22 protein-coding genes are annotated in these 22166 nt (G+C 71.6%); 20 read left to right on the top strand and 2 right to left on the bottom strand.

All coding sequences use genetic code 11. From position 1 onward, the window contains the following. Nucleotides 1-54 precede the first annotated feature (54 nt). From HC362_RS28395 to HC362_RS28410, 4 genes are all read left to right on the top strand, one after another. On the top strand, nt 55-780 hold the full coding sequence (locus tag HC362_RS28395; RefSeq protein ID WP_243087023.1) for an MBL fold metallo-hydrolase: 726 nt from the start codon (nt 55-57) through the stop codon (nt 778-780). Between the two features lie 11 nt (nt 781-791). Beyond that, on the top strand, nt 792-2054 hold the full coding sequence (gene hisS, locus HC362_RS28400) for a histidine--tRNA ligase (RefSeq protein WP_243087024.1): 1263 nt from the start codon (nt 792-794) through the stop codon (nt 2052-2054). A gap of 70 nt (nt 2055-2124) precedes the next feature. Next, nucleotides 2125-2760 carry a vitamin K epoxide reductase family protein gene (locus HC362_RS28405; protein WP_243087025.1) on the top strand — a complete coding sequence of 212 codons (636 nt, stop codon included), beginning with the start codon at nt 2125-2127 and terminating at the stop codon, nt 2758-2760. A 53-nt stretch (nt 2761-2813) separates the two neighbouring features. Then, nucleotides 2814-4169, top strand: a complete 1356-nt coding sequence (locus HC362_RS28410; RefSeq protein WP_243087026.1) for a replication-associated recombination protein A — start codon at nt 2814-2816, stop codon at nt 4167-4169. A 15-nt stretch (nt 4170-4184) separates the two neighbouring features. Here the strand turns inward: HC362_RS28410 and HC362_RS28415 are convergent, their stop codons facing one another. Beyond that, the gene (locus tag HC362_RS28415) at nt 4185-4988 is read right to left on the bottom strand and encodes a DUF2470 domain-containing protein (protein ID WP_243087027.1); all 804 of its coding nucleotides are present in this window, start codon (nt 4986-4988) and stop codon (nt 4185-4187) included. A gap of 55 nt (nt 4989-5043) precedes the next feature. Here HC362_RS28415 and rpsD point away from each other — a divergent pair, with 55 nt between their 5' ends. From rpsD to nusB, 14 genes are all read left to right on the top strand, one after another. After that, the gene (gene rpsD / locus HC362_RS28420; protein WP_209267919.1) at nt 5044-5655 is read left to right on the top strand and encodes a 30S ribosomal protein S4; all 612 of its coding nucleotides are present in this window, start codon (nt 5044-5046) and stop codon (nt 5653-5655) included. A gap of 228 nt (nt 5656-5883) precedes the next feature. Then, a complete protein-coding gene (locus HC362_RS28425; protein WP_243088861.1) occupies nt 5884-6309 on the top strand; it encodes a DUF948 domain-containing protein in 426 nt (141 codons plus the stop codon). A gap of 6 nt (nt 6310-6315) precedes the next feature. Beyond that, nucleotides 6316-6768, top strand: coding sequence for a DUF6167 family protein (locus HC362_RS28430; RefSeq protein WP_243087028.1), 453 nt, complete (start codon nt 6316-6318; stop codon nt 6766-6768). Beyond that, the gene (alaS, locus tag HC362_RS28435) at nt 6768-9443 is read left to right on the top strand and encodes an alanine--tRNA ligase (RefSeq protein WP_243087029.1); all 2676 of its coding nucleotides are present in this window, start codon (nt 6768-6770) and stop codon (nt 9441-9443) included. The genes HC362_RS28430 and alaS overlap by 1 nt, the downstream gene beginning before the upstream one ends. Further along, nucleotides 9443-9958 (top strand): Holliday junction resolvase RuvX, encoded by a 516-nt coding sequence (gene ruvX / locus HC362_RS28440; RefSeq protein WP_243087030.1) that lies wholly within the window; start codon nt 9443-9445, stop codon nt 9956-9958. Before alaS ends, ruvX begins: the two co-directional genes overlap by 1 nt. 142 nt (nt 9959-10100) lie before the next feature. Beyond that, nucleotides 10101-12020, top strand: a complete 1920-nt coding sequence (gene mltG, locus HC362_RS28445; RefSeq protein WP_243087031.1) for an endolytic transglycosylase MltG — start codon at nt 10101-10103, stop codon at nt 12018-12020. A 15-nt stretch (nt 12021-12035) separates the two neighbouring features. Further along, entirely contained in the window at nt 12036-12893 is an 858-nt protein-coding gene (locus HC362_RS28450) for a shikimate dehydrogenase (RefSeq protein ID WP_243087032.1), read from the top strand. 146 nt (nt 12894-13039) lie between these two features. Next, a complete protein-coding gene (gene aroC / locus HC362_RS28455) occupies nt 13040-14224 on the top strand; it encodes a chorismate synthase (RefSeq protein ID WP_243087033.1) in 1185 nt (394 codons plus the stop codon). Then, nucleotides 14221-14754, top strand: coding sequence for a shikimate kinase (locus HC362_RS28460; protein WP_243087034.1), 534 nt, complete (start codon nt 14221-14223; stop codon nt 14752-14754). Before aroC ends, HC362_RS28460 begins: the two co-directional genes overlap by 4 nt. Next, on the top strand, nt 14751-15851 hold the full coding sequence (aroB, locus tag HC362_RS28465; RefSeq protein WP_243087035.1) for a 3-dehydroquinate synthase: 1101 nt from the start codon (nt 14751-14753) through the stop codon (nt 15849-15851). Before HC362_RS28460 ends, aroB begins: the two co-directional genes overlap by 4 nt. 190 nt (nt 15852-16041) lie before the next feature. After that, the gene (locus tag HC362_RS28470; protein WP_243087036.1) at nt 16042-17076 is read left to right on the top strand and encodes an AAA family ATPase; all 1035 of its coding nucleotides are present in this window, start codon (nt 16042-16044) and stop codon (nt 17074-17076) included. A 134-nt stretch (nt 17077-17210) separates the two neighbouring features. Then, nucleotides 17211-18368: an aminopeptidase P family protein gene (locus tag HC362_RS28475; protein ID WP_243087037.1), complete on the top strand. Its 1158-nt coding sequence runs from the start codon at nt 17211-17213 to the stop codon at nt 18366-18368. Between the two features lie 83 nt (nt 18369-18451). Further along, complete coding sequence (gene efp, locus HC362_RS28480) at nt 18452-19018, top strand: elongation factor P (RefSeq protein ID WP_243087038.1); 567 nt, start codon at nt 18452-18454, stop codon at nt 19016-19018. 2 nt (nt 19019-19020) lie between these two features. Continuing rightward, entirely contained in the window at nt 19021-19446 is a 426-nt protein-coding gene (gene nusB, locus HC362_RS28485) for a transcription antitermination factor NusB (protein ID WP_243087039.1), read from the top strand. A 97-nt stretch (nt 19447-19543) separates the two neighbouring features. Here nusB and bldD read toward each other — a convergent pair whose 3' ends face one another. Next, the gene (bldD, locus tag HC362_RS28490) at nt 19544-20044 is read right to left on the bottom strand and encodes a transcriptional regulator BldD (protein ID WP_030407913.1); all 501 of its coding nucleotides are present in this window, start codon (nt 20042-20044) and stop codon (nt 19544-19546) included. A gap of 245 nt (nt 20045-20289) precedes the next feature. Between bldD and pyrR the strand changes: the two genes are divergently transcribed. Both pyrR and HC362_RS28500 read left to right on the top strand, forming a co-directional pair. Continuing rightward, entirely contained in the window at nt 20290-20910 is a 621-nt protein-coding gene (gene pyrR / locus HC362_RS28495) for a bifunctional pyr operon transcriptional regulator/uracil phosphoribosyltransferase PyrR (RefSeq protein WP_243087040.1), read from the top strand. Nucleotides 20911-21137: 227 nt separating this feature from the next. After that, the gene (locus HC362_RS28500) at nt 21138-22166 is read left to right on the top strand and encodes an aspartate carbamoyltransferase catalytic subunit (protein WP_243087041.1); all 1029 of its coding nucleotides are present in this window, start codon (nt 21138-21140) and stop codon (nt 22164-22166) included.

A 22166-nucleotide genomic window follows, 5' to 3' on the forward strand; every position in this document is an offset into this window, starting at 1 on the left:
CGGGCCTGCTCGGCCGTGTCGCCGACCCCGCTGTCGGACGAATGAAGGACGATCGTGCTCGTTGCCGGGTTCCCCGCCGGGGCCTGGGGGACCAACTGTTATCTGGTCGCCCCCGCCGCCGGCGAGGAGTGCGTGATCATCGATCCGGGCCACCAGGCCGCGCAGGGTGTCGAGGAGGTCGTCGCCAAGCACCGGCTGAAGCCGGTCGCGGTGGTCCTCACCCACGGGCACCTCGATCACGTCGCCTCCGTCGTCCCGGTCTGCGGCTCGCACGACGTGCCCGCCTGGATCCACCCGGACGACCGCTACATGATGAGCGACCCGGAGAAGGCGCTGGGAATGACCATCGGGCAGCCGCTGATGGGCGAGCTGACGGTGGGCGAGCCGGACGACGTCCAGGAGCTGTCCGACGGCGCCGTGCTGAACCTGGCAGGGCTGGAGCTGACCGTCGCGCACGCGCCGGGCCATACCAAGGGGTCGGTGACCTTCAGGATGCCCGAACAGGCGGATGTGCCGCCCGTGCTGTTCTCGGGCGACCTGCTGTTCCCCGGCTCCATCGGACGCACCGATCTGCCCGGCGGCGACCCGGACGAGATCCTCCGGTCCCTGGCGCGTGTGTGCCTTCCGCTGGAGGACGAGACCGTGGTCCTGCCCGGGCACATGCACCAGACGACCATCGGCCGCGAGCGTGCCACCAATCCCTTTCTGCGACAGGTGGCGGAGCACGGCCCGGGAGGCGGGGGCACGGACGCCGCCGCCACCCCGCGACGAGGAATGTGACGAGAAGCCACGTGAGCACCTTCAAGGCCCCCAAGGGCACCTACGATCTGCTGCCGCCCGACTCCGCGACGTATCTCGCCGTGCGCGAGGCGATCGCCGCGCCGCTGCGCAGGTCCGGCTACGGCTATGTGGAGACCCCCGGATTCGAGAGCGTCGAGCTGTTCGCGCGCGGTGTCGGTGAGTCCACCGACATCGTGACCAAGGAGATGTACACCCTCACCACCAAGGGCGGCGACGAGCTGGCCCTGCGCCCCGAGGGCACCGCCTCGGTGCTGCGCGCCGCGCTGGAGGCCAACCTCCACAAGGCGGGCAACCTCCCGGTGAAGCTGTGGTATTCGGGTTCGTACTACCGCTACGAGCGCCCCCAGAAGGGCCGCTACCGGCACTTCTCGCAGGTGGGAGCCGAGGCGCTGGGCACCGAGGACCCGACGCTGGACGCCGAGCTGATCATCCTGGCGTACGACGCCTACCGCTCGCTGGGGCTGACCGGCTTCCGGCTGCTGCTCAACTCGCTGGGCGACCGCACCTGCCGCCCCGTCTACCGGGCCGCGCTCCAGGACTTCCTGCGCGGGCTCGACCTGGACGAGGACACCCGGGCCAGGATCGAGATCAACCCGCTGCGCGTCCTGGACGACAAACGCGAGAGCGTCCAGCGGCAGTTGACCGGCGCTCCGATGATGCGCGACCACCTGTGCGAGGAGTGCAAGGCCTTCCACGAGGAGGTGCGCGCGCTGCTCACCGAGGCGGGCGTGCCCTTCGAGGACGACCCGCGGCTGGTGCGCGGCCTGGACTACTACACGCGTACCACTTTCGAGTTCGTCCACGACGGCCTGGGCTCGCAGTCGGCCATCGGCGGCGGCGGCCGGTACGACGGCCTCTCCGAGATGATCGGCGGTCCCGCGCTGCCGTCCGTCGGCTGGGCGCTGGGCGTGGACCGCACGGTGCTGGCGCTGGAGGCCGAGGGGGTCGGACTCGAACTGGCGCCGCCCACCGAGCTGTTCGCCGTACCGATCGGCGACGAGGCGCGCCGGCGGCTGTTCCGCCTGGTCACCGCGTTGCGCCGGGAAGGCGTCGCGGCGGACATGGCGTACGGCGGCAAGGGCATGAAGAACGCCATGAAGTCGGCCAATCGCTCCGGCGCCCGGTTCGCGCTGCTGCTCGGGGAGCGGGATCTGGCCGAGGGCGTGGCCCAGCTCAAGGACCTCGCCAGCGGCGAGCAGACGGCCCTCGCACTCGATCGCGTGGTGGCCGAAGTGCGGGCCAAGCTGCGGTGACCGCGCGGCCGGTTGGGGCAGAATGTGCCCCGGTACCGGCCATGGACCAGATGACGGGACGAGACAGGCTATGACGACGACGGCACCCCCTGACGAGGCGCACATGGGCGTGGACGGACCGAAGGGGGGTGCCGTCGGCGCGAGCAGGGGCTTCGCCTGGATGCTCATCGTCACCGGTGCCGCCGGACTGCTCGCGGCCTGGGTCATCACGCTGGACAAGTTCAAGCTCCTGGAGGACAAGAACTTCAAGCCGGCGTGCAGCATCAACCCGGTCGTCTCCTGCGGCAACATCATGCAGAGCGACCAGGCCTCGGCCTTCGGTGTGCCCAACCCGATGATCGGGCTGGTGGCCTACGGCATCGTGATCTGTGTCGGGGTCACCCTGCTCACCCGCGCGACCTTCCCGCGCTGGTATTGGCTCACCTTCAACGCGGGCTGCCTGTTCGGCGTCGGCTTCGTGACCTGGCTCCAGTACGAGTCGCTGTACACCATCGGGAACCTGTGCCTGTGGTGCTCGCTGGCCTGGGTCGCGACGATCATCATGTTCTGGTACGTCACAGCGCACAACGTCCGCAACCGCTTCCTGCCCGCCCCGGCCGCCGTGCGCGGCTTCGCCGACGAGTTCCCGTGGGTGATCCCGGTGCTGCACATCGGGGTGATCGGCATTCTGATCCTGACCCGCTGGTGGGACTTCTGGACCAGCTGAGTCGCGGGCCGCGGGCGGCGCGGTTGTCAGCGCCCTGACTTAGGGTTTCCGGTGTGGAGCCCGATCTTTTCACCGCAGCAGCAGAGGACCGCCAGGCCAAGGACCCGTCCGCCAGCCCGCTGGCCGTCCGGATGCGGCCGCGCACCCTGGACGAGGTGGTGGGGCAGCAGCATCTGCTGCGCCCCGGCTCGCCGCTGCGCCGTCTGGTGGGGGAGGGCGGCGGCGGCCCGGCCGGAACGTCCTCGGTGATGCTGTGGGGACCGCCCGGCACCGGCAAGACGACCCTCGCGTACGTCGTCAGCAAGGCCACCGACAAGCGGTTCGTCGAACTGTCGGCCATCACCGCCGGGGTCAAGGAGGTGCGCAGTGTCATCGACGGCGCCCGCCGCGCCTCCGGCGCCTACGGCAAGGACACCGTCCTCTTCCTCGACGAGATCCACCGCTTCAGCAAGGCCCAGCAGGACTCCCTGCTGCCCGCCGTGGAGAACCGCTGGGTCACGCTGATCGCGGCCACCACCGAGAACCCGTACTTCTCGGTGATCTCGCCGCTGCTCTCCCGCTCCCTGCTGCTGACGCTGGAGCCGCTGACCGACGACGACATCCGCGGTCTGCTGCGCCGCGCGGTGGCCGACGAGCGCGGCCTCGCCGCAGAGGTGACGCTGCCCGAGGACTCCGAGGACCATCTGCTGCGGATCGCGGGCGGTGACGCGCGGCGCGCGCTGACGGCGCTGGAGGCGGGCGCCGGGGCGGCGCTCGCCAAGGGCGAGAGCGCCATCTCGCTGGCCACCGTCGAGGAGGCCGTCGACCGCGCGGCCGTGAAGTACGACCGTGCCGGAGACCAGCACTACGACGTGGCCAGCGCGCTGATCAAGTCCATCCGGGGCTCGGATGTGGATGCCGCGCTGCACTACCTGGCGCGGATGATCGAGGCCGGTGAGGACCCGAGGTTCATCGCGCGGCGCCTGATGATCTCCGCCAGCGAGGACATCGGACTCGCCGATCCGACCGCGCTGCAGACCGCTGTGGCCGCAGCGCAGGCCGTCGCCATGATCGGCTTTCCCGAAGCGCGGATCACCCTCGGCCAGGCGACGGTCGCGCTCGCGCTGGCGCCCAAGTCGAACGCGGCGTACCTCGCCATCGACGCGGCGCTGGCGGACGTACGGGCCGGGCTCGCCGGGCCCGTTCCGCCGCACCTGCGGGACAGCCACTACAAGGGGTCCCAGAAGCTGGGGCACGGGCAGGGGTATCAGTACCCGCACGACCTTCCCGGGGGGATCGCCGCCCAGCAGTACGCGCCGGACGCGGTGCATGGGCGCCGCTATTACGAGCCCACCCGCTATGGGGCGGAGGCGCGGTACGCGGACATCGCCGACCGCGTGCGGGCCCGCCTGCGCGGCGAGGCGGACTGACCTGCGTCCGTTCCGCTAACCGCCCGCGGCGAACAAGGTGTGCATCGCATGCCGGAGCTCAGCCACCGTGCTGACGGGCTCCGCGAAGTCGAAGCGGGCGTCCACGCACGGTCCCGTACCGCTCCATCCGCGTACGCGGAACCCGAAGCGGTCGAGCGCCAGTGGAACGGCTCGCTCCCAGCCCTGGCAGGCACACAGCCCGCGCACCTGCTCCTGGTGCGCGGCGGCCAGGTGCTGCAGCAGCTCCGCCTCGTGGGTGGCGAGCGGGTCGGGAAGGGCGGCGGCGAAGTCGTCGGGTTCCACGGGCTCCTCGCCCCACAGGTCGTCGACGTAGGCCTCGCCGACCTCCAGCCGCAGCATCCGCCGGGAGGTTCCGGCGACGGGCGCCGAGGGGGCGGCCTCGGCGAGCAGCCGGGCGCAGGCGGCGCGGTCGTCACCGCGTACGGGGGTGAGCCAGCCGGCGACCCAGGCGCGGCCCCGCACCCGGTGCGGTACGGAGACCGGCGCCACATCCGTGATCTCCATCACCGCGGCGAGGTCGTCGTCGTGCGCGTAGGAACTCACGCGCGCTTCCAGCGAGTCCGCGGGGACCAGCAACAGGACGTCTCCGTCGGGGGTCACGGTGCGGGCCTCGGGTACGCCTGAGCCCGGTTCCCGCAGGTCGGGCTCGGCCCCGGGAATGGTCAGCAGGGCGGATACGCTGGATTGCGCGAGGGTTCGTACACGTTCGGCGGCGGTGGGCCGCCGGTCGTCTTCCACGGGACGCGGCTGTTCCTCCTCGGCGTCGGTGCCAGGCAGGGAAATCCCAGGTCGAAACATACGTGCTCCTCAGCTAAGGTAAGGCTCACCTAACTTACACGGAGGTCCGTTCAACGTGAACCAGTCGCGTCCCAAGGTCAAGAAGTCGCGTGCCCTGGGCGTCGCGCTGACCCCGAAGGCCGTCAAGTACTTCGAACAGCGCCCGTACCCGCCCGGGGAGCACGGCCGGGGCCGTAAGCAGAACAGTGACTACAAGGTCCGTCTGCTGGAGAAGCAGCGCCTGCGCGCGCAGTACGACATCAGCGAGAGCCAGATGCGCCGCGCCTACGAGCGCGCCCGTAAGACCGGCCAGAAGACGGGCGAGGCCCTGGTCGTCGAGCTCGAGCGGCGGTTGGACGCGCTCGTGCTGCGCTCCGGCCTGGCCCGCACGATCTACCAGGCCCGCCAGATGGTGGTGCACGGCCACATCGCGGTCAACGACCGGAAGGTCGACAAGCCGTCCTTCCGCGTCCGTCCCGACGACGTGGTGATGGTCCGCGAGCGCAGCCGCGACAAGTACCCCTTCCAGGTCGCCCGTGAGGGTGGCTACGCGGGCGAGGGGGAGACCCCCCGCTACCTCCAGGTCAACCTGCAGGCGCTCGCCTTCCGCCTGGACCGGGACCCCAACCGCAAGGAGATCCCGGTGATCTGCGACGAGCAGCTGGTCGTCGAGTACTACGCCCGCTGACCGCCCGCTTCGGCTCAGCCCCGCCAGCCCGCCTGCCCGACGCCGGTTCCCTCCGGCAGGGCACGGCGGGCTGCGGCGTTCCCGGGCGCCGCCCCCTAATGCGGTACGGAGCGAGCGGCCCGGCGCGATAAGGTCGATACCTCGTACGCCGCCGCGGTCGGCCCCCGGCGAGCGGCGGCCGACCCCCATGACCATCAAGGGAAGCGGTGCAGCGTGTCCGGTGGAGAAGTGGCCGGCCTCCTCGTGGCCGTCTTCTGGGCGATTCTGGTGTCGTTCCTCGCCGTTGTGCTGGTGAGGCTCGCGCAGACGCTCAAGGCGGCGACCAAGCTGGTGACAGGCGTGACGGAACAGGCGGTCCCCCTCCTGGGAGAGGCATCGGCGACCGTCCGTTCCGCGCAGACCCAGCTCGACCGCGTCGACGCCATCGCGACGGACGTCCAGGAGGTCACCTCCAACGCCTCCGCGCTCTCCTCCACCGTCTCGACCGCCTTCGGCGGCCCGCTCGTCAAGGTCGCGGCCTTCGGCTACGGCGTGAGGCGGGCGCTGGGGCGGAAGGAGGCGCCCGAGGGCCGGAGCCGCGGTGGCCGCAAGGTCGTCGTCCGCCGCACCGTGCCCGCAGCGCGCCGCGGCGGCCGCAAGCGTGGAAGGGGCTGAGCGCAGATGTTCCGCCGTGCCTTCTGGTTCACCACCGGCGCCGCCGCCGGTGTCTGGGCCACCACCAAGGTCCAGCGCAAGATCCGCAGCCTCGCGCCCGACGCGCTGGCGCTGCGCGCCGCCGACAAGGCCGTCGAAGGCGGCAACCGGCTGCGCGAGTTCGCGCTCGACGTGCGCGCCGGCATGGTCCAGCGGGAGAGCGAACTCAAGGACGCACTGGGCCTGTCGGCCGGGGAGGCCGACAGGTTCCGGGAGCTGCCCGCCGCGCAGCCGGCCTCCGTCGCGTCGCAGCGCGGCAAGCCCCTCCCGCGCCAGCAGCGCAAGCGGCAGCTCGGCGGCGCCCCCCGGCCTGAGGCGGGGAGAAACCCGCAGGCTCCGCCGCGCGACCCGGACCGGCTGGACCGCCAGGACCAGCCCTCCACCCCCAACCACCCGAACGACCGGAATGAGGACCACTGATGGAGTCGGCTGAAATCCGCCGCCGCTGGCTGCGCTTCTTCGAGGAGCGAGGGCACCACGTCGTGCCGTCGGCGTCGCTGATCGCGGACGACCCGACGCTGCTGCTGGTCAACGCGGGCATGGTGCCCTTCAAGCCGTACTTCCTGGGCGAGACCACCCCGCCCTGGCCGCGGGCCACCAGCGTGCAGAAGTGTGTGCGCACGCCGGACATCGAAGAGGTCGGCAAGACCACCCGGCACGGCACCTTCTTCCAGATGTGCGGCAACTTCTCCTTCGGCGACTACTTCAAGGAGGGGGCGGCCAAGCTCGCCTGGGAGCTGCTGACCTCCTCGCAGGAGCAGGGCGGCTACGGACTGGACCCCGAGCGCCTGTGGATCACCGTCTACGAGCAGGACGACGAGGCGGAGCGGATCTGGAAGGACGTCGTCGGCGTGCCCGCCGAACGCATCCAGCGCCTGGGCATGGAGGAGAACTACTGGTCGATGGGCGTGCCTGGCCCGTGCGGCCCCTGCTCGGAGATCAACTACGACCGCGGGCCCGAGTTCGGCCCCGAGGGCGGCCCCGCCGTCAACGACGAGCGGTATGTGGAGCTGTGGAACCTGGTGTTCATGCAGTACGAGCGCGGCGAGGGCTCCACCAAGACCGACTTCGAGATCCTCGGCGAGCTGCCCAGCAAGAACATCGACACCGGTCTCGGCCTCGAACGCCTGGCGATGGTCCTGCAGGGCGTGCACAACATGTACGAGATCGACACCTCGCGTGCCGTCATCGACAAGGCCACCGAGCTGACCGGCGTCGCCTACGGTGCCGCCGAGCACACCGATGTGTCGCTGCGCGTCGTCTGCGACCACATCCGTACCTCCGTGATGCTCATCGGGGACGGCGTCACCCCCGGCAACGAGGGCCGCGGCTATGTGCTGCGCCGCATCATGCGCCGCGCCATCCGCAACATGCGCATCCTGGGCGCCACGGGGCCGGTGGCCGAGGAGCTGATCGACGTCGTCATCACGACGATGGGCCGGCAGTATCCCGAGCTGATCACCGACCGGAAGCGCATCGAGACCGTCGCGCTCGCCGAGGAGGCCGCCTTCCTCAAGACGCTGAAGGCCGGCACCAACATCCTCGACACCGCCGTCGCCGAGACCAAGAAGACCGGCAGCACCGTCCTGCCGGGCGACAAGGCCTTCCAGCTCCACGACACCTGGGGCTTCCCCATCGACCTCACCCTGGAGATGGCGGCCGAGCAGGGGCTGTCGGTGGACGAGCAGGGCTTCCGCCGGCTGATGAAGGAGCAGCGGGAGCGCGCCAAGGCCGACGCCAAGGCCAAGAAGACGGGCCACGCCGACCTGTCGGCCTACCGCGAGATCGCCGACACGGCCGGTGCCACCGACTTCACCGGCTACGGCGAGACGGCGGGCGAGGCCACCATCGTCGGACTGCTGGTCGACGGCGTCTCCTCGCCGGCCGCCGGTGAGGGCGACGAGGTCGAGGTCGTCCTGGACCGCACCCCGTTCTACGCCGAGGGCGGCGGCCAGCTCGCCGACACCGGGCGCATCCGGCTGGAGGGCGGCGCCGTCATCCAGGTCCGCGACGTGCAGCAGCCGGTGCCCGGCGTCAGCGTGCACAAGGGCTCCGTCCAGGTCGGTGAGGTCACCGTCGGCGCGTCCGCCTACGCGCAGATCGACGGCGACCGCCGCCGCTCCATCGCCCGCGCCCACAGCGCCACCCACCTCACCCACCAGGCGCTGCGCGACGCGCTGGGCCCGACGGCAGCCCAGGCCGGTTCCGAGAACGCCCCCGGCCGCTTCCGCTTCGACTTCGGCTCGCCCACCGCCGTCCCCGGCACGGTGCTCACCGACGTCGAGCAGAAGATCAACGAGGTGCTCGCCAGGGAACTCGATGTGCACGCCGAGTACATGGGCATCGACGACGCCAGGAAGCAGGGCGCGCTGGCCGAGTTCGGCGAGAAGTACGGCCAGACCGTGCGCGTGGTGACCATCGGCGACTTCTCCAAGGAGCTGTGCGGCGGCACGCACGTGCACAACACGGCGCAGCTCGGCCTGGTCAAGCTGCTGGGCGAGTCCTCCATCGGCTCGGGCGTGCGCCGCGTCGAGGCCCTGGTGGGCGTGGACGCCTACAAGTTCCTCGCCCGCGAGCACACCGTCGTCTCGCAGCTGACCGAGCTGGTCAAGGGCCGGGCCGAGGAGCTGCCCGAGCGGATCTCCGGGATGCTGACCCGGCTCAAGGACGCCGAGAAGGAGATCGAGCGGTTCCGGGCCGAGAAGGTCCTCCAGGCCGCCGCCGGGATCGCCCAGAACGCCGAGGACGTGCGCGGTATCGCGCTGGCCGCGGCCCGGGTGCCGGACGGCACCACGGCCGACGACCTGCGCACCCTGGTGCTGGACGTACGCCAGCGGCTCGGCAGCCGCCCGGCGGTCGTGGCGCTGTTCGCCGTCACGGGCGGGCGTCCGCTCACGGTGATCGCCACCAACGAGGGCGCCAGGGACGCCGGGCTGCGCGCCGGTGACCTGGTGCGCACGGCGGCCAAGACGCTCGGTGGCGGTGGCGGCGGCAAGCCGGACGTCGCCCAGGGCGGCGGCCAGAACCCGGAGGCCGTGGACGACGCCGTGGCCGCCGTCGAGCGCCTGGTCGCCGAGGCCGGGGGCAACGCCTGATGGTCCCCGACGACGCCGCTGCCGGTAAGGACGCCGAAGGTCCGGAGTCCTTCCGGCGCGGCAGGCGCCTCGCAGTCGACGTCGGAGACGCCCGGATCGGGGTCGCGAGCAGCGACCCCGACGGGCTGCTGGCCACTCCGGTGGAGACGGTGCCGGGGCGTGACGTCCCGGCGGCCCAGCGTCGGCTGAGGGCGCTGGTGGAGGAGTACGAGCCCTTGGAGGTCGTCGTCGGACTGCCACGCTCGCTCAGCGGCGGGGAGGGCCCGGCGGCGGCCAAGGTCCGCGAATTCGCTCAGCAGTTGGCGAAAAACATCACACCTGTTCCGGTCAGACTCGTCGACGAACGGATGTCGACGGTCACCGCCGCGCAGGGGATGCGGGCATCGGGAGTCAGTTCCAAAAAGGGACGTTCACGTATCGACCAGGCGGCCGCAGTGGTGATCCTGCAGAGTGCGCTGGACACGGAGCACACCTCGGGCCGCCCCCCGGGCCATTGCGTCGAGGTGGTTGTCTGATCGCTGTACGGTAACGTTCCGCGCGACACGGCAGCCGTCGACGCACCTGCGTGACGCACGCGTACGGGACCCGCCCGGTGCGGGGGCCCGGCGGGGCGTCCGGCGCGTCACCGGCTGCCGCTCTCGCGTCGCAAGGGGATCGATGACTGACTATGGCCGGGGACATGGCTCCCAACCGTGGCACCCTGACGACCCCCTCTACGGGGACCAGGAGTGGGACGGTGGCCGGCAGCCCGAATATCAGGGTGGCTGGAACCAGGCTCCCCAGCAGGGGGAGTATTCCGGCCACCCCGGCCCCCAGCAGTACGCGGAACAGCAGTACCAGCAGCAGCCCTACCCGGACCCGCAGCAGCAGTACGCGCAGGGCAGCTGGGACGGCACCCAGCAGGCAGCGCCGGGCGCCTACTACGACCCGTCGTACGCCGCGCAGCCGCACGCCGGAGGGCAAGCCGACCCGTACGGCACCGGCCAGTACCCCACAGCCGACTACCACACGGGCGAGTACCCCACCGGGGAGTACGGCACGGGCGAGTACCCCACCGGGGAGTACGGCACGGGCGAGTACCCCACCGGGGAGTACCACACCGGCGAGTACCCGAGCGGGAACTACAGCACCGGCGAGTACGCCACGGGTCAGCAGTACATGCAGCACCCCAGCGGCGAGTACAGCACTGGCGAGTACAGCACCGGCGAGTACCCCGGCGGCGGGTACGGGACGGGCGAGTACCCCACCGCCGGGGGGTACGGCACCGGGGAGTACCCCACCGGGGAGCACCCGGGCCCCTACGCCCAGCAGGGCGGCTATCCGGCGCAGCCCTCCCAGCCGCACCCGTCGCAGCAGCAGACCGTGCCCCGGCCCCGGCAGGGGCCCGAGCCGACGGCCGACCCGGAGACCGGCTGGGACCCCGGGCCCGACCAGGGTGAACACGCCTTCTTCCAGGACCGCGACGGCGACGACGAGCCGTACGAGGACGACTACGACGACTACGGCGAGGACGAGGACCGCCGCCGCCGAGGGCGCGGGGGCAGGACCAAGCGCGGGCGCGGCTGCGGGCTGGTCATCACGGCGGCCCTGGTGGCCGGGGTGAGCGTCGTCGGATACGTGGGCTACGACTTCTACCAGACCCACTTCGGCCCCGCGCCCGACTACGCGGGCGACGGCACCGGCGAGGTGATGGTCGACATCCCCGAGGGCGCCTCGCTCGCCGAGATGGGAGCGGTGCTGGAGAAGGAGGGTGTGGTCAAGAGCCCGGGCGCCTTCGTCGAGGCGGCAGGCAGCAATCAGAAGGCGCGGAGCATCCAGGCCGGCACCTACACGCTGCGCAAGAAGATGTCCGGCGCCAGTGCCGTCGCGATGATGCTCGACCCGGCCAGCCAGAACGGCCTCATCGTGGCCGAGGGCTGGCGCGCCACCAAGGTCTACGCGGAGATCGACAAGAAGCTCGACGTCGCCAAGGGAACGACGAAGAAGGCCGCCGAATCCGGCGATCTGGGCCTTCCCAAGTGGGCACACGGCAAGCCGGAAGGTTTCCTCTTCCCCTCCAAGTACAGCGTCAGCAAGAAGAGCAAGCCGCTCGACGTGCTGCGGCAGATGGTCAAGCGGGCCGAGTCCGAGTACGCCAAGGTGGGTCTGGAGCAGAAGGCCAAGAGCATCGGCAAGACGCCGGAGCAGATCATCACCATCGCCTCCCTCGTACAGGCGGAGGCGCAGCAGGACGACGAGTTCGGCAAGGTCTCCCGCGTCATCTACAACCGGCTCGACAAGGACATGCGGCTCGGCTTCGACTCCACCATCAACTACGCGATGGGCCGCTCCACGCTGAACACCTCGGTCGCCGACACCAAGTACCCCTCGCCGTACAACACCTATCTGCACAAGGGGCTCCCGCCCGGCCCCATCGGCAACCCGGGCCACCAGGCGATAGAAGCGGCACTCAAGCCGACCAAGGGCGACTGGCTGTTCTTCGTCACGGTGAAACCGGGCGACACGCGGTTCACCGACGATGCGCACGAACATCAGAGGAATGTCGAAGACTTCAACAAGGAACAGCGCAAGAAGTAAGGAGCACGGCGGCTGATGCCCACCACTTCCTCGCACGAGGCCAGGCGTGCCGCCGTCCTCGGCTCGCCGGTCGCGCACTCCCTCTCCCCGGTGCTGCACCGGGCCGCCTACGCCGAACTCGGCCTCGGCGGCTGGACCTACGACCGCTATGACGTGGACGAACAGCGCATCGCGGGCTTTCTGTCCGGTCTGGACGAGCCGGAGCCCGGCGCCCGGCGCTGGGCGGGGCTCTCCCTCACCATGCCGCTGAAGCGCGCCGTCATCCCACTGCTGGACGAGATCACCGTCACGGCCGCCTCCGTGGAGGCCGTCAACACGGTGCTCTTCAGCGACGACGGGCGGCGCACCGGGGACAACACCGACATCCCCGGCATGGTCGCAGCGCTGGAGGAGCGCGGCATCCGCGCGGTCGAGAGCGCCACCGTGCTGGGCGCCGGCGCCACGGCGTCCTCCGCGCTGGCAGCCCTCGCCCGGATCTGCGAGGGCGAGGTCACCGCCTATGTACGGAGCGAGGAGCGCGCCCGCGAGATGCGGGGCTGGGGGGAGCGGCTCGGGGTCGCCGTGCGGACGGCCGACTGGGTCCGGGCGGCCGAGGGGCTGCGGGCGCCGCTCGTCATCTCCACCACGCCCGCGGGCGCCACCGACGGGCTCGCCCAGGCCGTGCCCGCCTCGGGCGGCACCCTCTTCGACGTCCTCTACGACCCGTGGCCGACCGCGCTGGCCGGAGCCTGGAGAGGCGCTGTCATCGGCGGCCTCGATCTGCTGGTGCACCAGGCGGTGCTCCAGGTGGAGCTGATGACAGGGTGCGGCCCAGCCCCGCTGGCCGCCATGCGGGCCGCGGGAGAGGCCGAACTGCGGGCCCGCGCCGCGTGAGCCGACGCGCCGTCTGACCAGCCCGCCGCCCACATTCCGAGACGGAGACGGCTCGGGGAAAGGCTCCTCCCGGCGGCATGGGAGGATCGGTCCCAGGAAAACCCCAGGAAGTGGGACGGGCCGCGAAGCGGCCGAGAGGAGCACCGTTGAGCAGGTTGCGCTGGCTGACCGCGGGGGAGTCGCACGGCCCCGCACTCGTGGCGACCCTGGAGGGCCTCCCCTCCGGCGTACCGGTGACCACCGACATGGTCGCCGACGAGCTGGCCCGCCGCCGCCTCGGCTACGGCCGCGGCGCCCGGATGAAGTTCGAGCGCGACGAGGTCACCTTCCTCGGCGGCGTACGCCACGGACGCACCCTCGGCTCCCCGGTCGCCATCATGGTCGGCAACACCGAGTGGCCCAAGTGGGAGCAGGTCATGGCGGCCGACCCGGTCGACCCCGCCGAGCTGGAGCAGCTGGCCCGCAACGCCCCCCTCACCCGGCCCCGCCCCGGCCACGCCGACCTCGCCGGTATGCAGAAGTACGGCTTCGACGAGGCCCGCCCGGTGCTGGAGCGCGCCTCGGCGCGGGAGACCGCCGCGCGGGTCGCGCTCGGCACCGTCGCACGCTCCTTCCTCAAGGAGACCGCCGGTATCGAGATCGTCTCCCATGTTGTCGAGCTGGGCGCGGCCAAGGCGCCGTACGGTTCGGTCCCGGAGCCCGGCGACGTGGCGCGGCTGGACGCCGACCCGGTGCGCTGCCTGGACGCCGAGGCGAGCGAGGCGATGGTCGCCGAGATCGACCAGGCCCACAAGGACGGCGACACCCTCGGCGGCGTCGTCGAGGTCGTCGCACACGGGGTGCCCGTCGGGCTCGGCTCCCATGTGCACTGGGACCGGCGGCTGGACTCGCGGCTGGCCGGGGCGCTCATGGGCATCCAGGCCATCAAGGGCGTGGAGCTGGGCGACGGCTTCGGCCTCGCCCGGGTGCCGGGCTCGCAGGCGCACGACGAGATCCTGCCGACCCCGGACGGCATCCGCCGCGCCTCGGGGCGCAGCGGCGGCACCGAGGGCGGGCTGTCCACCGGCGAGCTGCTGCGGGTGCGGGCCGCGATGAAGCCGATCGCCACCGTGCCGCGCGCCCTGGCCACGGTCGACGTCCGCACCGGCGAGGCCGACAAGGCCCACCACCAGCGCTCCGACGTGTGCGCCGTGCCCGCTGCCGGGATCGTCGCCGAGGCGATGGTCGCACTGGTGCTGGCGGACGCGGTGGCCGAGAAGTTCGGCGGGGACAGCGTCGCCGAGACCCGGCGCAACGTCCGCGGCTTCCTGGACAACCTGGAGGTCAAGTGACCGGGCCCGCCGTCGTGCTCGTCGGCCCGATGGGGGTCGGCAAGTCGACCGTCGGCGCGATCCTGGCCGAGCGGCTCGGGGTGACCTGCCGCGACACCGACAAGGACATCGAGGAGCAGGCGGGCAAGCCCATCTCGGAGATCTTCCTGGACGAGGGCGAACCGCACTTCCGCGAGCTGGAACGGGCGGCCGTCCGCAGGGCGCTGGCCGAGCACACGGGCGTGCTCGCGCTGGGCGGCGGCGCCGTACTGGCCGAGGAGACCAGGGAGCTGCTGGCCGGACACCCGGTCGTCTTCCTGGAGATGGGGGTGACGGAGGCCGTCAAGCGCGTCGGACTGGACGCCCCGCGCCCGCTGCTCGTCATCAACCCGCGCCAGCAGTGGCGCAAGCTGATGGAGGAGCGCAGGCCGCTCTACACCGAGGTGGCCCGCGCCGTCGTCAGCACCGAGGACCGCACGCCCGACGAGGTCGCCGACGAGATCCTCGCCGCCCTTCAGCCACCGTCCACCCAGCCGGAGAAGCAGCAATGACCACCCAGGACCCCGCCGTGACCCGTATCGCCGTCGGTGGCACGGCGGGCACGGACCCCTACGAGGTGCTCGTCGGACGGCAGCTCCTCGGCGAACTCCCCGGTCTCATCGGCGACGGGGCGCAGCGGGTCGCCGTACTGCACCCCGAGGCGCTGGCCTCCACCGGGGAGGCGCTGCGCGAGGACCTGGCGGCGCAGGGGTACGAGGCCATCGCGGTCCAGCTGCCCAACGCCGAGGAGTCCAAGACCGCCGAGGTGGCGGCGTACTGCTGGAAGGCGCTGGGCCAGACCGGGTTCACCCGCACGGATGTGATCGTCGGCGTCGGGGGAGGGGCCACCACCGATGTGGCCGGGTTCGTCGCGGCGACCTGGCTGCGCGGAGTGCGCTGGATCGCGGTGCCCACCACGGTGCTGGCCATGGTCGACGCGGCGGTCGGCGGCAAGACCGGCATCAACACCGCCGAGGGCAAGAACCTGGTGGGCGCCTTCCACCCGCCGGCCGGGGTGCTGTGCGATCTGGCGGCGCTGGAGTCGCTGGGCGTGCACGACTACGTCAGCGGCCTCGCGGAGATCATCAAGGCGGGCTTCATCGCCGACCCGGCCATCCTGGAGCTGATCGAGTCCGACCCGGCCGCGGCGCGCACCCCGCAGGGGCCGCACACCGCCGAACTGATCGAGCGCTCGATCCGGGTGAAGGCCGAGGTGGTCTCCGAGGACCTGAAGGAGTCGGGCCGCCGGGAGATCCTCAACTACGGGCACACCCTCGGGCACGCCATCGAGAAGAACGAGCGCTACAACTGGCGGCACGGCGCGGCCGTTTCGGTCGGTATGGTCTTCGCCGCCGAGCTGGGGCGGATCGCCGGACGGCTGGACGACGCCACGGCCGAACGGCACCGCACGGTGCTGGAGTCGGTGGGGCTGCCCGTCACCTACCGCGGCGACCAGTGGCCCAAGCTGCTGGAGACCATGAAGGTCGACAAGAAGTCGCGCGGGAACCGGCTGCGCTTCATCGTGCTCGAAGGGCTCGCCAAACCGGCGGTCCTGGAGAGCCCCGACCCCGCGATGCTGCTGGCGGCACACGCCGAGATCGCCGCCTGAAGTCCCGCAGCCCCGAAGCCCTTTGACGTTCGTCACGCGGGGAACCGGGTGGGTCTTCGGGAGCGTCGGGCACTCGGGAGCCGACCCGGCCGTTCACACGGAGACGGTCGGGGAAGGTACCGTCAGTATTCGCACAACACCTGGCGTTGCGTCGCAGCGCCTTCACACGTGGGACGGAGTTGGGGTCCGGATGCAGCACAGCGGTGCCCAAGGCGCCTACGGAGGCTTCGGGGCACAGTGGCCCGCACCCCCGCCGGCCCCCGGTGCCCGCTCGGCCCAGGGCCCGGCACAGCGACAGCCGCACCCCCATCCGCAGGCGCCCCCGTCGCGCCCGCAGACCCAGATGCCCCCGCAGACCCAGGCGCCGCAGCCGCAACCCCCGCACCCCCACTCCCAGCCGCCGCACCCGCCCGCTCCGGCACCCCAGCCACCCCAGCCCCCGCACCAGCCGCAGCAGCCCCACCAGCCTCCCCGGCAGCACACCCGCCCGCTCCCGGCCCAGCCCCCGGCCGCACCGGCACCACCCTCGGGCGCGCCCCCGCAGCCGGCCGGCGGGGCACCGACCGGCGCTCCGGCCGGCGAGTCGACGGGCCATGTGAAGCTGCCGCCGGGCGCCCCGGTCCAGGTCCCGGCCCCCGGCGCGTCCCCCGCCCAGCTGGACGCCACCCGCGCCGCCGTCGCCGTGCTGCTGATCGGTCCGGCGGGCGCGGGCAAGACGACCGTGGCGCGCTACTGGGCGGACCACCGTGCCGTGCCCACCGCGCACATCAGCCTCGACGACGTACGCGAGTGGGTGCGCTCCGGCTTCGCCGACCCGCAGACGGGCTGGAACGACAACTCCGAGGCGCAGTACCGCCTCGCCCGCCGCACCTGCGGCTTCGCTGCCCGTAACTTCCTGGCCAACGGCATCTCCTGCATCCTGGACGACGCCGTCTTCCCCGACTGGCCCGTCATCGGCCTCGGTGGCTGGAAGCGGCATGTGGGCCCCGGTCTCATCCCGGTGGTGCTGCTGCCGGGGCTGGACATCGTCCTGGAGCGGAACGCCGAGCGTACGGGCAACAGGCGGCTGGCCGACGAGGAGGTGGCGCACATCCACGGCCGGATGGCGGGCTGGTACAGCTCCGGACTCCCGATCATCGACAACTCCCGGCAGGACGTGGCCAGCACGGCGCAGATGCTCGACAACGTGGTGGCCCGCAGCCTGGCCAGCCCGGTGAGCTGGTGACGTGACGGTCGGCGCCCCGTCAGGGGGCCCGGGTGGGGCGAAGCCCTCCGTGCTGAGCTGACAATCCTCATTGCCTCGCCCACACGGCCGTGTCCCGGCGGGCCGACGGGCCCGGCGCTGCGTACCCTCGGCATATGTCCGAGGTGCATGTGTCCCGCCGCGCCCGGCTGCGCGACCGTTGTGCGGCGAACACCGCCCATGACGGTTCCGCGGACGCGGTGCTGATCTCCCGCCCCGCCAACGTCCGGTATCTGACCGGCCGCGCGGCGCCCGGCAGCGTGCTGCTGCTCGGCCCGGACGGCCAGGACACCCTCGTCTCGGCCCCAGGCGAAGGGCCCGCCAACGGCGCCCACCCGGCCGACGACCTCCGTGAGGTCGTCCTGGACGTACCGAGCGGCGCTTACGCCGCTGAGCCGCACGGCGGCGCCCGGAACGACGCCGCCGTGGCCGCCGCCGGCCTCGCCGAGAAGAGTGGAGCCCGTGCGCTGGCTGTCGAGGAGCACCATCTGACCGTGGCCCGGCACCGGGCGCTGGCCGATGTGGCGCCCTCCGTGCGGCTCGCGGACCTCGGCCTGGCGGTGGAGCAGCAGCGGGTCGTCAAGGACGAGGAGGAGATCTCGGCGCTGCGGATCGCCGCCGAGATCACCGACCAGGCGCTCGGCGAGCTGCTGGAGTCGATCCTGGTGGGCCGCACCGAGCGGCATCTGGCCCTGGAACTGGAGCGCCGGCTGATCGACCACGGGGCCGAGGGCGCCGCGCTGCCCACCTCGGTCGCCACCGGCCCCAACTCGGGCCTCGCCGGTCACCGTCCCACCGACCGGCGGGTGGAGGAGGGGGATTTCCTCTCCGTCCGGCTGGGCGCCCGCTACCGGGGCTACGGCTGCCAGATCGGCCGTACCTTCGTCATCGGCACCGCGCCCGAGGCGTGGCAGATCGAGCTGTACGACACCGTCTTCGCCGCTCAGCGGGCCGCGCGGGAGTCGCTGGGCCCGGGTACCGAGTGCCGGGAGGTGGACCGGGCAGCACGCCAGGTTCTCGGCGCGGCGGGGCACGGCGAGGCGCTGGGCGAGTCGACGGGGCACGGGGTCGGGCTGGAAATCGGTGAGGACCCTCGGCTCTCACCTGAGGCCGTGGGTAAACTGGACGCTTGTGTGCCGGTCACCGTCGAACCGGGGGTCCATCTCCCGGGCCGGGGCGGCGTCCGGATCGACGACACGCTCGTCGTCCGCCCGCAGGCGGACGGCGGACCCGAGCTACTCACCATCACGACCAAGGAGCTGCTCGCCCTCTAGCCCCCGCGGGGGCTCGGCCCACGGGTCGTCGGAGGCGGGCAGGCGCCCTGGTCTCCGCAGCAGTCTCAGGAGATTCCGCGACCGTGGCATCCACGAACGACCTCAAGAACGGCATGGTGCTCAAGCTCGACGGCGACCAGCTCTGGTCCGTTGTCGAGTTCCAGCACGTCAAGCCCGGCAAGGGGCCGGCTTTTGTCCGTACGAAGCTGAAGAACGTCCTCTCCGGCAAGATCGTCGACAAGACGTTCAACGCGGGCACCAAGGTCGAAACGGCCACCGTGGACCGACGGGACATGCAGTTCTCGTACATGGACGGCGACTACTTCGTCTTCATGGACATGCAGACCTTCGACCAGCTCCACGTCGACCGCAAGACCGTGGGCGACGCGGCCAACTTCCTGGTCGAGGGCTTCGACGCCACGGTGGCGCAGCACGAGGGCGAGGTGCTCTACGTCGAGCTGCCTGCCGCTGTGGAGCTGACGATCAAGCACACCGAGCCGGGCGTCCAGGGCGACCGCTCCACCGGCGGCTCCAAGCCGGCCGAGCTGGAGACGGGCCACAGCATCCAGGTCCCGCTCTTCATCACGACCGGCGAGAAGATCAAGGTCGACACGCGCTCCGGTGAGTACCTCGGTCGGGTGAACAGCTAACCGTGGCCGCACGCAACAAGGCCCGCAAGCGCGCCTTCCAGATCCTCTTCGAGGCCGACCAGCGCGGTGCCGATGTGCGCACCGTGCTCGCGGACTGGTTGCGGCTCGCCCGGACGGACTCCCGGCAGCCGCCGGTCTCCGAGTACTCGATGACGCTCGTGGAGGGGTACGCGGACAACGCCCCCCGGATCGACGAACTGCTGTCCACCTACGCGGTGGACTGGACCCTGGACCGGATGCCCGATGTGGACCGGAGCATCCTGCGGCTGGGCGTCTATGAGCTGCTGTGGGCCGACGACGTCCCGGACGCGGTCGTCATCGACGAGGCGGTCCAGCTGGCGAAGGAGTTCTCCACCGATGAATCCCCGGGCTTCATCAACGGCCTGCTGGGCCGGCTGAAAGAACTGAAGCCGACGCTGTTGCGGTGACCCCTGGTGGTCAGGGACCGAAAGACAGGACGGGGTGCCCTCTCACACCGGGTGTGAGGGGGCACCCCCTTGTCGCTTGTCGGACCGGTGCCGGCGCTCAGACCTCTTCATGCGAGACGGCTCGACGCGCGTCAGCGTCCAGCACGCCCCAGCTGATCAGCTGCTCGGTGAGCACGGACGGCGACTGGTCGTAGATGACGGCCAGCGTGCGCAGGTCGTCCTGGCGGATGGAGAGGACCTTGCCGTTGTAGTCCCCGCGCTGCGACTGGATCGTCGCGGCGTACCGCTGGAGCGGACCCGCCTTCTCGGCCGGTACGTGGGCCAGGCGCTCCAGGTCGAGCACCAGCTTCGGCGGCGGCTCGGCGGCTCCACCGGGAGTGGTACCGGGCAGCAGCTCCTGCACCGGTACTCCGTAGAAGTCTGCGAGCTCGGCGAGGCGCTGCACGGTCACGGCCCGGTCGCCGCGCTCGTACGAGCCCACCACGACCGCCTTCCAACGGCCCTGGGACTTCTCCTCGACACCGTGGAGGGAGAGGCCCTGCTGGGTGCGGATGGCGCGGAGCTTGGCTCCGAGCTGTTTGGCGTATTCGCTGGACATATGGCTCCCCGGACGCTGTATCGCTAAAGCGGCTGCGCCAGGCGGTTCGCTGCGCCGCGCGCCTCGCGCTTCGTAACTCACTGTGAGGTTACGCAGCGTAATGTGCCGCGTCAAGCCGAGGGGGTCCGAACGGCTGGCACCGCCCCCGCGCGGGTTCGTCGGCGGGTCCTGGTAGCGTTGAGCGACGACAGCACAGACGTCCTTTAAGGCCCGTCCCGTGAGGCGGGGAAGGAGGTCCGATTTCCATGGACGACAACAGCTCCAGCCTGCATCCGGCACGCCCCGTACTGGAGGGGCCGGACATCAAGCGGGTGCTCACCCGCATCGCCCACGAGATCGTCGAACGCGCCAAGGGCGCCGACGACGTGGTACTTCTCGGCATTCCCACCCGCGGCGTCTTCCTCGCCCGACGGCTGGCCGCCAAGCTCGAAGAGATCACCGGCAGCGCGATCCCGGTCGGCTCGCTCGACATCACCATGTACCGGGACGATCTCCGTCTGGGCCCCGCGCGGACGCTCGCGCACACCGAGATCCCGGCCGAAGGCGTCGACGCACGACTCATCGTCCTCGTCGACGACGTGCTCTACTCCGGCCGCACCATCCGCGCCGCACTCGATGCCCTGGGTGACATCGGGCGTCCCCGCGCGGTACAGCTGGCCGTCCTCGTGGACCGCGGTCACCGCGAGCTTCCGATCCGTGCCGACTACGTCGGCAAGAACCTGCCCACCTCGCAGCGCGAGACCGTCAAGGTCCAGTTGACCGAGGAGGACGGCCACGACGGCGTCCTGCTCGGCACCCGCGCGTCCGAATCCGAGCACGCCGAAGGCAGCACTCGTCCCCGCCGGGGCACGGCCCCCGCCGGCTAGCGCACCACACCGGACCGCGCCCGGCGTTCCCGCGAGCGTGCCGAGCCGGTACCACCCCCGGCGCACGGAGCGCCGCCGCACGCCCGCGTGCGGCTCGCCACGACCCACCCTGCCCCGCCCCACCCCGGCGCACGCTGCCCGCAAGCGCGCCCTGCCCGGATGCGCCCCTCGGCGCGCCCGCCCTCGCGACGACTCACATCCCACCCACGGAAGGCACAAGGCAACAGATGAAGCGCCACCTCATCTCGGCCGCCGACCTCACCCGCGACGACGCCGTCCTCATCCTCGACACCGCCGAGGAGATGGCCAGGTTCGCCGACCGGCCGATCAAGAAGCTGCCCACGCTGCGCGGCCGCACCATCGTCAACCTCTTCTTCGAGGACTCCACCCGCACCCGGATCTCCTTCGAGGCGGCGGCCAAGCGGCTCTCGGCCGACGTCATCAACTTCTCCGCGAAGGGCTCCTCCGTCTCCAAGGGCGAGTCCCTCAAGGACACCGCGCTCACCCTGGAGGCGATGGGCGCCGACGCCGTCGTCATCCGGCACGGCGACTCCGGCGCTCCGCACCGCCTGGCCACCTCAGGGTGGATCGGCGGCTCGGTCATCAACGCAGGTGACGGCACCCACGAGCACCCCACCCAGGCGCTGCTGGACGCCTTCACCATGCGCCGCAGGCTGGTGGGCGAGGAGGGCGCGGCGCTCGACGGCAGGCGGATCACCATCGTCGGCGACATCCTGCACAGCCGCGTCGCCCGCTCCAACGTCCACCTGCTGTCCACCCTGGGCGCCCACGTCACCCTCGTCGCGCCGCCCACCCTCGTGCCCATCGGTGTGGAGAGCTGGCCGTGCGAGGTCTCCTACGACCTGGACGCCGTACTGACCAAGTCCGACGCCGTGATGATGCTGCGCGTCCAGCGGGAGCGGATGAACGCCGCCTTCTTCCCCACCGAGCGCGAGTACGCCCGCCGCTACGGCCTGGACGGCGAGCGGATGGCGCGGATGCCCGAGCAGGCCATCGTGATGCACCCCGGGCCGATGAACCGCGGTATGGAGATCACCGCCGAGGTGGCCGACTCGCCCCGCTGCACCGCCGTCGAGCAGGTCGCCAACGGGGTCAGCATCCGGATGGCCGTGATGTACCTGCTGCTGGGCGGCTCCGAGCCCGCCCTGTCCCGCGACGAGACTGCCCACCCGTCACCCGCCGCCGCCCCGGATGGAGGCGCTGCGCGCCGCCGAGTCGTAGAGGAGAACAACTGA

It is taken from the genome of Streptomyces sp. 891-h, from assembly GCF_022760275.1.
GTDB lineage: Bacteria > Actinomycetota > Actinomycetes > Streptomycetales > Streptomycetaceae > Streptomyces > Streptomyces spirodelae.